Source organism: Shewanella frigidimarina NCIMB 400 (assembly GCF_000014705.1).
Lineage (GTDB): Bacteria > Pseudomonadota > Gammaproteobacteria > Enterobacterales > Shewanellaceae > Shewanella > Shewanella frigidimarina.
Map to the genome: position 1 here is coordinate 3,796,685 of NC_008345.1, position 13,718 is coordinate 3,810,402.

The following is a 13,718-nucleotide window of genomic DNA, read 5'->3' on the forward strand; positions in this document are numbered from 1 at the left end:
CCCTAACATTGCGTTGATATTGTTATGGTTCACTCTTTATAAGCAATAAAAAGAATAACCGGTTCTGATGAGACCGGCTATTTTTATCTACATCAATTAAACAAGGTTTTAGAAGACATAGCCAACCGTTAATGAAATGGTCTCTGGGTCGCCATAATATCCAATTAGGGTGTTATCGCCGCCTAGCCCTGGTGTAAAGTCACCATTGCCTGTTGGCGTGACAAAGGCATAGTTACCCACTAAATACTCTTCATCGGTGACGTTTTTCCAATGTAATCCAGCATTCCAATGGCCATCATTGCTATACCAATTCACGCCAAAGTTGAGCAAGCCATAGCCATCTTGGCTCAATAGGTTGTCTACTACAGCGAGGTCATAATCGCTACGGTAATAGTAATTACCATTAATGATAAAGCTGCCAACGTCGGCTTCAATACTGTAACTAAACCCTAGGTTTGCCGTGGTGTCTGGAGTATTAGTAATGGTGTATGTATCACTAATATCGATTTTAGTCCCGAGGTCGTCATATGAAATCACTTCGTCAAAAGTGGCGTCAATTAAGCCGACATTAGCAAATAAGTTGAGTGAGTCTGTCGCAGCGTATTCAACTTCAAGCTCTAGGCCTGTCGCGGTAGATTTACCGATGTTTCCTAAACGCTGATTAAGGTCTGAACTGTCCTCGCCGGGTAGCACTGTGACAAACTGTCGGTCTTTATGATCAAGGTAAAATAGCGTGGCATTAACACGAAGATTATCGTTCCATTCGCTCTTCATGCCAATTTCATATGAGTTAACCGTTTCAGGATCAACCGCGGGTTCAGCACCTGTCGCCCTTGGGTTAAACGTACCCGACTTGAACCCCTGTGAGTAGCTGGTAAACACCATCATGTCTTCATTTACTTGGTATTCTAAACCGATCCGCGGATTGAATTTAGACCATGTTTCTTCATCATCGAGCACTTTAGGTATTTGAGATTCAATTAATGCGTCATCGCGTACAAACCCAGGATACCAGTCAGTTTCTGGATAAATGCTATCGAATATCACGCCATTATAAACCGTGGCTTCTTTAGATTCGCGGGTGTAACGGCCACCTAATGTCATCGATAGCTTTTCAGTGAAATCGTATGAACCTTGCACATAAGCGGCATAGCTTTCGCTATTATTACAGCCACTCACCTCACGGGTTAGCCCACCATATGCTTTAAAGGCTTCTTCTAAAATAGCATCGAAAACACCACAAGAATCACCGTCAAAATAGTAAATCCCCGACACTAAGTTGAGATTATCACCCACATAGTTCACTTGAAACTCTTGGCTAAATTGCTCATCTTCGTAGATAGCTGGCACATCGAAAATACGTAAGCTGGTATTATCAAAGTCGATGTTAGTCAGTGACTCGCCTTCACGCTTGGCAGTGACCGACTTTACGCTCCAGTTTTCATTGAGGTTGTATTCGACCGTCGCGCTCCACCCTTCTGTTTCGACTTTGTTCCATGTAGGCATACTGGTGTAGGAGTCATATTTGCTATCGGGTACTGGTGCATCAGTTAATAAGCTAGGAAGTAGGCGATAGCCGCCTTTTGAGTTGGAGTCATCTTGGGTTTTATCATACGTAAAACGCATAAACAGATCGTCAGTCGGTGTATATTCAACACTTAAACGGCCCGCCATCACATCTTTGTTATAGTTTTCGGTATCTTGACCATCTAATGCCGAGGTTTTAAATTCACCAAAACCGTCACGGTTTAAACTCGCAAAGGCAAAACCGACATAGAGCTTGTCATCAACAATGGGTAACTGCCCTGCAATTTTGGCATCCTTTTGGCCATAACTGCCGACGGTACCTTTAAGGCTTAATTCTCCATCACCAGACATTTTTTTGGTTACATACTTAATTGCGCCACCAATAGTGTTTTTGCCGTATAACGTGCCTTGTGGTCCACGAAGTACTTCAATACGTTGTACATCAAGAATGTCTAACACCGCACCTTGCGGACGGGCAATATAGACATCATCAATGTAAATACCGACACCAGGCTCGTAGCCCCAAAGGGGATCTTCTTGACCCACGCCACGAATAAAAGCGGTAAGCGTAGAGTTTGTGCCTCGGCTAGATTGCAATGTGGTATTGGGCGAAAACTGCTGAATTTCAGTCATCACGCTGATGCCGTTTTCTGCCAACTCTGTAGCACTAACTGATGTCACTGCCACAGGCACATTTTGCAAGCTTTCGACTGTTTTACGAGCAGTCACTTCAATGCGCTCTAATACAGGTTGTTTGTCGCCGCTGTTATTTTGTTCTTCTGCGGCAACGGCATACTGCGCGCTTAACACTGACGAAATGGCTAAAGCAATACAGCTCATTTTAATAGTATTCTGTTTCATACAGATCCCCGTTGTAATATTTATTATTAATGGTTTTGCTTACTACTAATTCTGGTTTACGACTGATTTTGATTTATAACTATTTGTTTACATATTGACTGTATCGCATTTTCAACAGCATTGAATCGGTACTATAGTAGTATGTGTTTTGGTCTAGGTATTAAAAAAAAAACAATTAATATATAACAAAAACAGAATGTTATATATTTTACTTTGATTAAAGCCCCCAAAGCTTAATCACTTCTATCACACTGCTTATTGGTGCCCTAAGCAGATAATCACTTTCTTCACCTCCATGTTTTATGTCTGGATTGACGGCAATGCCGTGACCAAAATCTTTAATAGTAACGAGTTCAATTGACTGCTTATTCTGAGGATCTTTCCAGCGTGAAATACTGTATCCAGATTCATTTGTTACCGTTGGCTTAGCGTTAGATTGAGTTAACACTTGCCATTGAGATGCGAGCATTTGCGCATTGTTAGCATTGACGACATTGTCACTGTCACCTGTCCAGATACTTAATGAAGGCCAACGTGTTTGTTGAGGGTGTATTGCTTTAGCAAATTGGGCTAATTCTTCAACCGACTGCGCTGGCCCTTGCTTCATACAAGAGATGGCTTTGATCAAATTGTCGGCACAGGGATATGGCAACCCAGCGATGACTGCTCCGCTTTGAAATAGATTTGGATAATTGACGATTGCAGCGCTCGCCATGGCGCCACCCGCTGATAACCCGATGACATAAACATGCTTGGCAGCTAGTTTTTCTTGAGTGGTGACTATCATGTTTTTTATCGATAACATTTCACCACTGTCTATCTTCGTATCTTGACTTGCAAACCAGTTGAAACAACCCTTTACGTTATTGTCATAGCTTTGTTGTGGCACTAAAACCGCAAAATGATTATCTAACGCCAATGACGTTAGGCCACTTTTATCCGCCAATTCGACACCGTCTTGAATACAACCATGCAGTAACACGACTAAAGATAAATCCCCAGCATGAGAAGCATTTGAGGCTTGCGTCACAGGAAGATAAAAGCTTGTCAGCGCACCAGGATTATCACCAAAATCGGTGAGTGGGATATAAGGGGTTTCTGTTGCTTGAGCCGGTAGCATCGAAAAAATCCAACCCAGTAAAACAAGCGGCATGGTTAAGCTGTATTTTTTATTTCTCATTTCAGCGGTTTCCAAATTTAACATATTCATAACTTGCTGATTTTTGCTCCAAACTGCAATGGCACTTTAGATCCACATGGAAAACTTATACCTGTATGGCGAAGAAAGATTAAAGGGTAAGCCTGTAGCAATGCTGGATTGTGGGGGTAGACGATGTGAATAATGAAAGAGGAATAAATCGAGATGTTAGATGCAAGATGCAAGATGCAAGATGCAAGATGCAAGATGCAAGATGCAAGGCATTTTAAAACCAAAAAAAACGCGAAGCCTTGGCTTCGCGTTTTTTAGTGCATCGACTTGTTAATTACTTAACAAATTCAACGCCTAATTTGATGTCACCTTTAAGGGTGTCTAACATTGCATCGCGAGCGTTAGCTTCGAATGCGCTGATTTCACCGTAAGGTAATACTTTTTCTACGCCGTTTTTGCCAAGTAGAATTGGCTGTGCGAAGAATGTAGCGTGCTCACTGCCGCCGTCAACATAGGCACACTCAACAACGTTAGCTTCGCCTTGTAGACCACGTACCAATGATAAACCAAAGCGACATGCAGCTTGGCCCATTGATAATGTTGCGCTACCGCCACCGGCTTTAGCTTCAACAACTTCAGTACCCGCGTTTTGAATGCGAGTTGTCATTGCTGCAACTTCTTCATCAGTGAAAGTAACACCTTCAACTTGAGAAAGTAGTGGAAGAATAGTCACACCGCTGTGTCCGCCGATGACGTTAACTTTAACGTCAGCAACGTTTAAGCCTTTAAGCTCAGCGATGAAGGTTTCGCTACGGATAACGTCAAGTGTTGTGATACCGAATAAACGGTTTTTGTCATAAACACCGGCATTTTTTAATACTTCAGCAGCAATCGCTACAGTCGTGTTAACTGGGTTAGTAATAATACCCACTAGTGCTTTAGGGCAAGTTACAGCCACTTTTTCCATTAGGTTACGCACGATACCAGCGTTGATGTTGAATAGATCTGAACGATCCATACCAGGCTTACGCGCAACACCAGCAGACATTAACACTACGTCTGCGCCAACTAATGCATCAGTAGGATCTTGACCAGCAAAACCTTTTACTTCTACATCTGTTGGGATGTGACTTAAGTCAACCGCTACACCAGGAGTAACAGGAGCGATGTCATATAGAGACAACTTTGAGCCCGCAGGCAGTTGAGTTTTTAACAGTAAAGCTAGAGCCTGGCCAATACCACCAGCGGCACCCAATACAGCAACTTTCATAATTATCTCCATCAATTTATGCAGTTTGTGACATAGATCTAAATTGTCGTGGCGTCACATTACTGCATCGTCACAATAATTTCAATTATACGTTAGTGGAGGACCGTAAATAAGTAAGCCCTGATCCACGCACAGACTGGCGTAACGCCAAGTGTTAGCAGTGTTAATCCGTATAAAAACACGGCAAACAACATCGACAATATGATTATTTTTCGCCTTTTTTATACTGAAAAAACCAACATTTGAGAGTTTTTATATTGAACAAATATAACTCAGCTGTTTTATTGTGGAGTTGTAATCACCCTATCAAGCGGGTTAAGCAATATTGATATGTTTGTTTTTGGCATTAAAATGTTGATTTTGTATTGATGAGTTTGACCGTTATAGAACTTGATCTTTCATCTCGTTTAAAGCCATAAATATTGGAGCATTAACTCATTTCGTACACATTTTCTGACGCAACAAGCCAATACTTTTATTGAGTGTCGCGTTATGATAACTGCAGATCATCCTATAAAAACGAGAAAACCATGACAATAAGAATTGGCCAACATGCCGACCTACAAGCCCTAGTTCAGTTTAACCAAGCTATGGCAATGGAAACTGAAAATCTATCATTAGACACTGAGCAATTGACTCGCGGTGTTGAAGGACTACTTACTCATCCTGAACGTGGGGTATATTTAGTCGCCGAAGTTGATGGAGAAATTACCGGTTCGTTAATGGTCACCTATGAGTGGAGTGACTGGCGCGCGAGTAATTATTATTGGATCCAGAGTGTGTATATCCGTCCACAGAATCGTCGTCAGGGTATTTATGGCAAGCTTTATCAAGCGGTAAAAGACTTAGCAGCAGAAAACGGTGGCACCGCTAGTTTCCGTTTATATGTTGAGCATGACAATAAAGTTGCCCAAAAAACCTATGAGTCTTTAGGGATGGAGCAAAGCCATTATTTAATGTACGAAGAAAATACTAAGTAATTAATCGTAAGTGACGTAAGTGGTCGTAAATCACGCACAAAAAAGCCGGAAAAATCCGGCTTTTTTGTGTTTATTGACCAAGGAATCTAACGCGTTCAGGGAGGATTTGGCCAATAACTAGCCTGTTCGCAACGCGAGAATTTTACTGATATCCAGTGGCGCAGTAAATTGACTAAACCCTTTGTGCTGCAGATCAATCGCATGAATCGACATTCTGTCTGCCAATTCGTTACCTTCAATACCAATATGGGCGGCGACATGCTGAAGCACTAAATCGTCTTTCATTGCATCGTATAACTCATGTGCTTGCTTGATGATCTCCAGATTGGCGATTTCACCGGTTTTTCGGGTCCAGTTTTTAGCTTTCCAACCATATGCCCACTCACAAACACATTTAATCGAATACTGTGAGTCACTCATAATTTGCACGGTTTCACCGGCATCAAGCACTTTTTTTGCCTTAATGAGTGCCTGATGTAGCGCATTGAGCTCGGCAGTATTATTGGTGCCATTAGGATTAAACAAACCAAACCATAATTCGGCTAACTCGCCTTTGCGGTATATCGCCATCCCTGAACCCGCTTTACCTGGGTTGGGTTCGCAACCTCCGTCGGTGTAAATAACCACATCAAATTGGCTTAACACAGCTTGATTCGCGCTAAGAGTCTTGGTTGATGTTCCAGCCCCTGCAGCCTTTGTCGATGAACGACCAGCCGCTTTAGCTGGCACACTTTTGCCTATGCTGCTTGCAGGAGATTTAGCAAATGCAACTTTGGCTTCTGCTTCTGTAGCAAAGGATTTGTACTTGGCTTGCGGATATTTATCAACTGAACGCTTGGTAACATCCCAGCTGGTAAAAATACCCGTTTCTCGACCGGCCCATACTACGTAAAACTTCTTTGCCATGATTAACTCTTACTTCAACAATGCTAACTTCACTAATAACGTGCCTGCATCATGCCATGATTAAACTTGGCTTTGAAACAAAAAAGCATGTTGCGTGCCGCAGTTGCAGTTAACTTGAACATCTTGACCAAATAAGCTTAAGTTTGATTTACCTGAGCTTAATGTGGCTGAGCATCAGTCTAGGGTTAGTGGGCCATCGATATTTTGATAATCGACACTACCAGACCCAGAATTAACAATGGTCAAACCTTTGGTGTTAGCCACATCAATGCCACCGGAACCATCATTTATCTTAACCAATCCGGAGACTTGATTAACCTTGATTGAACCCGAACCATCTTCAATACTCACATCACCAATAACATGGTTAATGCGAATGGAGCCCGAGCCATCTTGCAACTCAATCGCGCCTTTAGCCTCGCTAATATTAATAGAGCCTGAACCATCAACTAATACCAATTTGCCAATGTGGTTCATCACAATACTGCCAGAGCCATCGATCAACTCAATATCCGCACTAACATCATCTATTTGGATGGGCCCTGAACCGTCTTTAATATTCAATGCGAGCGCCGCTGGTACTTCTACCAATAAATCAATATAAGGTGATTCACCGAAATAGTGATCACTGTGTATTTTTGATAATAAATAGCCCTTATCACCTTTTCGGGTCAAGCTGAGCTTAATTTCGATGTCATCTTGATCCAATGATTGGGTGTAAATATCGGCATGTACGCTAACTTCTTTTAAGCCTTCAACCCCGACAATTGTTAACTTGCCGGCGCCAGTATTGGCGACTAACTCAGTTAATGATCCAGCATCAAGATTTAATTGCTGTTTTACTAAGTTAAGATTTGTATTGTTTTGCTCTGACGATGACGTAAATACAGACTCGGCTTCGCTTTGCGAAGCACCAAATAGGGTGGCACCTAGAATAAGCCCGACCGTGACACTAATGGTTGCGATACGAATAGACATAAGATTAATTCCTTTTATGAGGATAAAAATAAGCTTAGCCCACTAAACAGATGTTATTAATAAAGTTAACTGATGTTTGTATGAGTTAGCGGCAATTAACAATCATTTAGCAGGTTTCATACCAACTAAACAAAATCATTATTTACAACAAGTTACAATTATCAGTACTAAAATTAACTACGTCATCAAACCCCAAATGGTTAAAATCCCTTACAATGTGGTTAACTTCACTACTGTGCCCAACATGGTTAACTCAAACAAATAAGAACATAACCCTATGCCAACTTTTACTGCGATACCACAAACGTTAACTATCATTGTTGGTTCAACCAACCCAGTTAAAATCAATGCTGCAAAACAGGCTATTGGACAATATTTCCCTGATGTTCATATTGATTGTACTGGCATGCATGCACCATCACTGGTGGCAGACCAACCCATGACCGAAGCAGAAACTAAATTGGGTGCCATCAACCGAGCTCAATTTTGCCAAGCCAATGCAAAAGTAGTCGATCAACATGCTGACTTTTATGTGGCAATGGAAGGCGGAGTCGATCAGTTTGATCACAGCCCAGCCACCTTTGCTTACATGGCCATTATCCATAACGGCACATTATCTGTAGGTCGTAGCGCTAACTTGCCGTTGCCACAGTCAATTTTTAACGCTTTACAAGCAGGTGAAGAACTTGGCAAAGTAATGGACCGAGTATTTAACACTCATAATATTAAACAAAAAGGTGGCGCGATTGGCTTGCTCACTCGAGGTTTAGCCACCCGCGAAAGCATTTATACCCAAGCATTAGTGCTGGCAATGGCTCCTTTTATCAATGCGGAATTATTTAATGACTGAAAATCAGCAAGCAAATGCAACCAAAGACAACTTGCAGGCACCCTTGATTAGAACATTACAAGCACATGACGATGCCGCATTAGCAGCGGTTATTCGTGAAGTGTCTGCAGAATATGGGTTAACCCCAGATAAAGGCTTTAGCGTAGCCGATAAAACCCTCGACTGTTTAAGTGAGGTGTATCAAGCTGAAGGTTCACAATACTGGGTGATTGAGTATCAAGGCAAAGTGGTTGGCGGCGCTGGAATTGCGCCATTAGCAAAAAATGACGGCGTATGTGAATTACAAAAAATGTATTTTTCTCGCGCTATACGTGGTCAAGGTATGGCGAAGCCATTAACCCGTCAGTGTATTGAGTTCGCCAAGCAACAAGGCTATCAATCAATGTATTTAGAAACCACGGCAGTGCTAGTTGAAGCACTAGCACTCTATGAAAAACTGGGCTTTAGTCACTGTCAGCATTTAGGCGAAACCGGCCACGATGCCTGTGAAATCGCGATGATAAAAGCGCTGTAGTGTTACAACCTGAGTAAGAGGAGGAGCTTAGCTCTCCTTCTCATCTCGTTCAATGCTTGATTAACTTTTGATTAACTATATCCACATATACTCAGAGGTAACGCGTTGTCATCAACAACCTTGAGCTGCGGATAGGCACTGATAATTTGTTGATAAACATCGGGGTATTTTAACTTTATCAAACCCATTCGACGTAAATGAAACTCATCGATTTTAGGTTGGTAGCGCATTAACAAATCCACTTTTTCAACGGCATCTTCTGGCTTAAATTGCCAAGGTTCAATACTTAATGCGACATGTAAGGGATCGAGCCCTTTACTTAACTGTGGGTCTGTATCATTAATGATAAAGGGAAACTTATCATCAACTAATCGCTTGATAATATCTACATTACCTTTAACTACTGCATAAAAAAGTAAGGTTTTCCCTCTATAATCATGCCCGTGTAAATCATAACTAGACTCTTCTAACCCTGTTAGAAAGTCAACAGAAAACATTCGGTCATTAAAGTCAAAATATTGTATTGGATCAACAAACAACTCACTGTTAAATAAGTCATCGTAAAAATGGCTATCGAATTCTAGTGCCTGACTAAAAACCCAATTTTTATTCGCGTCATTTAATGGTTTAGCCAATATCGAGTCGATAAAATCAATGACTTTACCTTCACTCAATAAACGAAATATAGGATCTAGATTGGAGATAAATTGTTGTCTACGCTGATAATCACCAACCCGTTTTAGCATACAATCCACTAGACTAGGGTCAACCTTAGCAAGCTGCTCAATAGTTTTATCAGGGTTATCAGTGTAAGTTTTATCAGCCTGCCCAATAAGAAGATATGCATCTTTAGGTTGCCACTTTGCATTAACCTTATCTATTGTATTACGGCACTGTGGCAGTACCTTTGCTAAATCCGACACCTTCAAGGCTTTTTCTGTATAGGCTTGTTGTTGCGCGAGTAATTCAAGTAACAATGGATGCTCATCGCTTATGCTAAGTTCATCTCGTGCGCCAATTTGGAGTAAATCGAGCCCATATTGTTGCTGTATTAATGCTATCTCAGCAGGCTCAAACCGATAATATTGTCTAGGAAAGAAACCTTCAACTAAACTACTGTCTTGCTGATTAAAGCGTGCATTGGCTTGTTTGCCTTGTAATTGCTGCACTATAGCTGCCGCATCGGCCTTATTGGCATCGCCCACCATTAAACGGCTAAGAGCCCATTCCATTGACGAGCCCATATAGGCATCTTTGCTAGGCTCTACACCTCGTTTAAATAAATAACTAACAACCTCAGCTCGCGAAGCATCAATAGCATAATCGAGTACTGAAATCGTATCGAGTTTATCAAATCCGACGGAAGCATTAAGATTATCAATATGTGCAAGGAGCGAAATGATAGTTTGGTTCGAGACGTGTTCATCGAGCATCAACGCAGCAGCATCATCAATAGAGGGTGGGGTTGTGATAAAAACGGATTGTTGCTCTGTAGCTGATAAGCTCGATAGATTTTCAAACTCGGGGGCCGGCACTTTCTTTGACATTTTGATTCCAGCAAAAAAACCGCTTAGTTCATGCCCTTGTTTAATCAGTTCTTGTTTAACATCCTTGGTAGCCTTTTGATTAAATTGAGCTAACGTAGAATCTTTTCGTAACTGCTCTACCCTAAACATCACGGCAAAATTAGAATTTAATAGTTTGTCAGTCACCATGGTGACGTCATCTAAACTGTAATCATTGAGATATTTGTCCCAGCTAAGGTAATGATCACGAGCCCAATTACCACTGTGTTTATCATTATTTTGCAGCAGTGTTTTACAGACGGCAAAATTGGTAACCGCAATAGCTGTAGCATCGGTTTCTTGGACGGGCTCAGAAGGAGTTTGAATTTGATTATCTAGTGTTTTACTGGCCGGAGATGGCGTCGATGCAATCGGATCGGCTAACTGTTGGTTAAAATACAACCCGCCGGTCAAAGCCACAAATAAAATGGCCACTAATACAATCCACAATCGAAACTTCATAACAATCCTTTGATAACAACTCCCATTAGCGAAAACATATCACAGTTATATGAGATAACCTCATGAACAAGTGATTTTGAATACTTTTCAAGCAGTCTTACGGCAAGTGTCTTATAGCGCTTTGCAACGATGCAAAAGCTTGGTAGCCTCAGATTAAGCACATTCCATAGGAGGATGATCATGGAATATCAACGTATCGCGCATTCTAACCTTGAGGTGAGTAAAATCTGCCTCGGCACCATGACTTGGGGAGAACAAAATACTCAAGCCGACGCTTTTGCTCAACTCGATTATGCTATTGGTCAAGGCGTTAACTTTATTGATACCGCTGAAATGTACCCGGTTCCACCTAAAGCTGAAACCCAGGGTGAAACCGAACGTATCATTGGTAACTACCTCAAAGCGCAAGGTAATCGCGACAATTTAGTGATTGCCACTAAAGTGGCTGCGCCTGGTGGTAAAGGTGATTACATCCGTAAAGATATGGCTCTGGATTGGCGCAACATCCATCAAGCTGTTGATGACTCATTAGCGCGCTTACAAATCGATACTATCGATTTGTATCAAGTACATTGGCCAGATAGAAACACCAATTTCTTCGGCGAAATGATGTATGAACACGATGAAGAAGAGCACTACACGCCTATTTTAGATACCCTTGAAGCCTTAGCAGAAATCATTAAGCAAGGTAAAGTGCGTTATATCGGCATTTCTAATGAAACCCCTTGGGGCTTTATGAAATACCTTAAATTAGCTGAAAAGCATGATTTACCACGTATTATTAGTGTGCAAAATCCTTACAACTTGCTTAATCGCAGCTACGAAATCGCCATGTCTGAAATCAGTTATCGTGAAGAAGTGCCATTATTAGCTTATTCGCCGTTAGCCTTTGGTGCCTTAACCGGTAAATACGAAAATAATCAGTGGCCTGAAGGCGCACGTTTAACGGTATTTAAACGCTTTGCCCGCTACAACAGTACCCCTATGGCTCTGGAAGCGACGCAAGCTTATATCGATTTGGCCCGTGAATTTGGTTTGTCGCCCACCGAAATGGCCTTAGCATTTGTAAATAGCCGCAAATTTGTTGCTGCTAATATTATTGGTGCAACGGATTTACATCAGTTAAAGCAAAACATCGACAGCCACAAAGTCAGCTTATCTGACGAGCTGATGATAAGAATTAACGAATTATCGGCGTTATACCGTTTCCCTTGTCCGTAGGAAAACAATAACCGCCTGACTAATTGAGCTTATCGCCACAAAACCTTGCAATGGGCATCAAGATCACTGAAGATCTTGATGCCTTTTATTTTCAATACAGAAACCCTTATTTATGAAGCCTGCATCGTCATTATCGTCTGCCGTTTTATTTGATCACCAAGCACTACGCGATCAATTCCCGGCGCTTAAACAGACCATTGGCGATCATCCTTTGTGTTACTTAGACACCGCAGCAACGAGCCAAAAACCGCAAGCGGTCATTGATGCTATGACCGAGTACTACCAACTCAACAACGCCAATGTGCACCGTGCGGCGCATCAATTGTCTGCACGGGCAACTCAACAATATGAAGCGGTTCGTCAACAAGTGGCTGAATTTATCCACGCCCAGCGTCAAGACGAAATCATTTTTACCCACGGCACCACAGAATCGATCAATATGGTGGCCTACGGACTGACGTCACAGATCAAGCCAAATGATGTGATATTAGTTGATACCGCAGCCCACCACGCCAATATTGTTCCTTGGCAGGAACTGGCAAAGCGCACCGGTGCGGTGATCAAACCGATCCCGCTGACAACAGACGCGCAACTGGATATAACCGCTTTTGATCAATTATTAGCCCTAAAACCTAAAGTGGTTACCCTATGCCATGTGTCAAATGCCTTGGGCACATTAAACCCAGTCAATGAGCTAGTCGCAAAAGCCAAAGCCGTCGGCGCACTAACCTTGGTTGATGGCGCTCAGGCCATTGCCCATTTATCCGTTGATGTACAACTAATTGATTGTGACTTTTATGTGTTTTCAGGCCATAAAATGTATGGGCCAACAGGGGTGGGAGTTTTATATGGTCGATATACAGAGCTCGATAAATTAACCCCAATGCTCACTGGCGGCGAGATGATCAAAACCGTGAGTTTTGAACAGACTGAGTTTGGTGCGTTACCAAATCGCCTTGAAGCTGGCACGCCCGCAATCGCAGAAGTGATTGGCCTAGGGGCTGCAATTCATTTTTTACAGCAATTGCCACGCGAGCAAATACTTGCACATGAACAACAATTGCTGCGCTATTTACAGCAGCAACTGCAACAACTTGGCGCTATCGAATTGTATGGTATTACCAATGATAAGCACTCCGGTGATAAGCACTGCGCTGATGGTCAACGCCATAATATTGGTGCTGTGGCTTTTAATCTGCAAGGTGAACATCACCAAGATGTGGGGATTTTACTCGACCAACAAGCTGTGGCCGTTCGTTGTGGTCATCATTGCGCTATGCCGCTAATGACCAGCCTTAATTTAGGCGGCTGTTGCCGTGCATCAATAGGCATCTATACTAATAAGCAAGATGTTGATCAATTTATTCATGCACTTAATACTGTAAAAGAGTTATTGTTATAGTGTTAAAGTACTACACGCTGATCCAGATACAT

General features: G+C 42.0%; 11 protein-coding genes. 5 read left to right on the top strand and 6 right to left on the bottom strand.

The annotated features are described in order from the left end of the window. Positions 1-108: 108 nt before the first annotated feature. The 3 genes from SFRI_RS16360 to mdh form a co-directional block, all read right to left on the bottom strand. A complete protein-coding gene (locus SFRI_RS16360) occupies positions 109-2,388 on the bottom strand; it encodes a TonB-dependent receptor (protein WP_011638610.1) in 2,280 nt (759 codons plus the stop codon). 217 nt (positions 2,389-2,605) lie between these two features. After that, positions 2,606-3,568, bottom strand: coding sequence for an extracellular catalytic domain type 1 short-chain-length polyhydroxyalkanoate depolymerase (locus SFRI_RS16365; RefSeq protein WP_244262835.1), 963 nt, complete (start codon positions 3,566-3,568; stop codon positions 2,606-2,608). A gap of 304 nt (positions 3,569-3,872) precedes the next feature. Beyond that, positions 3,873-4,808 (bottom strand): malate dehydrogenase, encoded by a 936-nt coding sequence (gene mdh / locus SFRI_RS16370; protein ID WP_011638612.1) that lies wholly within the window; start codon positions 4,806-4,808, stop codon positions 3,873-3,875. 530 nt (positions 4,809-5,338) lie between these two features. Between mdh and SFRI_RS16375 the strand changes: the two genes are divergently transcribed. Further along, positions 5,339-5,788: a GNAT family N-acetyltransferase gene (locus SFRI_RS16375; RefSeq protein WP_011638613.1), complete on the top strand. Its 450-nt coding sequence runs from the start codon at positions 5,339-5,341 to the stop codon at positions 5,786-5,788. 117 nt (positions 5,789-5,905) lie between these two features. Here SFRI_RS16375 and SFRI_RS16380 read toward each other — a convergent pair whose 3' ends face one another. Next, on the bottom strand, positions 5,906-6,694 hold the full coding sequence (locus SFRI_RS16380) for a ribonuclease H family protein (RefSeq protein ID WP_011638614.1): 789 nt from the start codon (positions 6,692-6,694) through the stop codon (positions 5,906-5,908). 174 nt (positions 6,695-6,868) lie between these two features. Then, the gene (locus tag SFRI_RS16385) at positions 6,869-7,672 is read right to left on the bottom strand and encodes a DUF4097 family beta strand repeat-containing protein (RefSeq protein WP_011638615.1); all 804 of its coding nucleotides are present in this window, start codon (positions 7,670-7,672) and stop codon (positions 6,869-6,871) included. A 277-nt stretch (positions 7,673-7,949) separates the two neighbouring features. Here SFRI_RS16385 and yjjX point away from each other — a divergent pair, with 277 nt between their 5' ends. Together yjjX and SFRI_RS16400 are read left to right on the top strand one after the other, a co-directional pair. Next, positions 7,950-8,522, top strand: a complete 573-nt coding sequence (gene yjjX, locus SFRI_RS16395; protein WP_011638616.1) for an inosine/xanthosine triphosphatase — start codon at positions 7,950-7,952, stop codon at positions 8,520-8,522. Continuing rightward, complete coding sequence (locus SFRI_RS16400; RefSeq protein ID WP_011638617.1) at positions 8,515-9,036, top strand: GNAT family N-acetyltransferase; 522 nt, start codon at positions 8,515-8,517, stop codon at positions 9,034-9,036. The genes yjjX and SFRI_RS16400 overlap by 8 nt, the downstream gene beginning before the upstream one ends. Before the next feature lie 71 nt (positions 9,037-9,107). On the opposite strand, the gene SFRI_RS16405 is transcribed toward SFRI_RS16400, so the two are convergent. Next, positions 9,108-11,063 carry an ankyrin repeat domain-containing protein gene (locus tag SFRI_RS16405; protein ID WP_011638618.1) on the bottom strand — a complete coding sequence of 652 codons (1,956 nt, stop codon included), beginning with the start codon at positions 11,061-11,063 and terminating at the stop codon, positions 9,108-9,110. 180 nt (positions 11,064-11,243) lie between these two features. Between SFRI_RS16405 and SFRI_RS16415 the strand changes: the two genes are divergently transcribed. Then, positions 11,244-12,284, top strand: a complete 1,041-nt coding sequence (locus SFRI_RS16415; RefSeq protein ID WP_011638619.1) for an NADP(H)-dependent aldo-keto reductase — start codon at positions 11,244-11,246, stop codon at positions 12,282-12,284. A 112-nt stretch (positions 12,285-12,396) separates the two neighbouring features. Further along, the gene (locus tag SFRI_RS16420) at positions 12,397-13,686 is read left to right on the top strand and encodes an aminotransferase class V-fold PLP-dependent enzyme (protein WP_011638620.1); all 1,290 of its coding nucleotides are present in this window, start codon (positions 12,397-12,399) and stop codon (positions 13,684-13,686) included. Positions 13,687-13,718 lie beyond the last annotated feature (32 nt).

Bases quoted from the DNA above. Each gene is read 5' to 3' on its own strand.
- SFRI_RS16360 (WP_011638610.1), bottom strand. From the start codon at position 2,388: ATGAAACAGAATACTATTAAAATGAGCTGTATTGCTTTAGCCATTTCG.
- SFRI_RS16365 (WP_244262835.1), bottom strand. From the start codon at position 3,568: ATGAGAAATAAAAAATACAGCTTAACCATGCCGCTTGTTTTACTGGGT.
- mdh (WP_011638612.1), bottom strand. From the start codon at position 4,808: ATGAAAGTTGCTGTATTGGGTGCCGCTGGTGGTATTGGCCAGGCTCTA.
- SFRI_RS16375 (WP_011638613.1), top strand. From the start codon at position 5,339: ATGACAATAAGAATTGGCCAACATGCCGACCTACAAGCCCTAGTTCAG.
- SFRI_RS16380 (WP_011638614.1), bottom strand. From the start codon at position 6,694: ATGGCAAAGAAGTTTTACGTAGTATGGGCCGGTCGAGAAACGGGTATT.
- SFRI_RS16385 (WP_011638615.1), bottom strand. From the start codon at position 7,672: ATGTCTATTCGTATCGCAACCATTAGTGTCACGGTCGGGCTTATTCTA.
- yjjX (WP_011638616.1), top strand. From the start codon at position 7,950: ATGCCAACTTTTACTGCGATACCACAAACGTTAACTATCATTGTTGGT.
- SFRI_RS16400 (WP_011638617.1), top strand. From the start codon at position 8,515: ATGACTGAAAATCAGCAAGCAAATGCAACCAAAGACAACTTGCAGGCA.
- SFRI_RS16405 (WP_011638618.1), bottom strand. From the start codon at position 11,063: ATGAAGTTTCGATTGTGGATTGTATTAGTGGCCATTTTATTTGTGGCT.
- SFRI_RS16415 (WP_011638619.1), top strand. From the start codon at position 11,244: ATGGAATATCAACGTATCGCGCATTCTAACCTTGAGGTGAGTAAAATC.
- SFRI_RS16420 (WP_011638620.1), top strand. From the start codon at position 12,397: ATGAAGCCTGCATCGTCATTATCGTCTGCCGTTTTATTTGATCACCAA.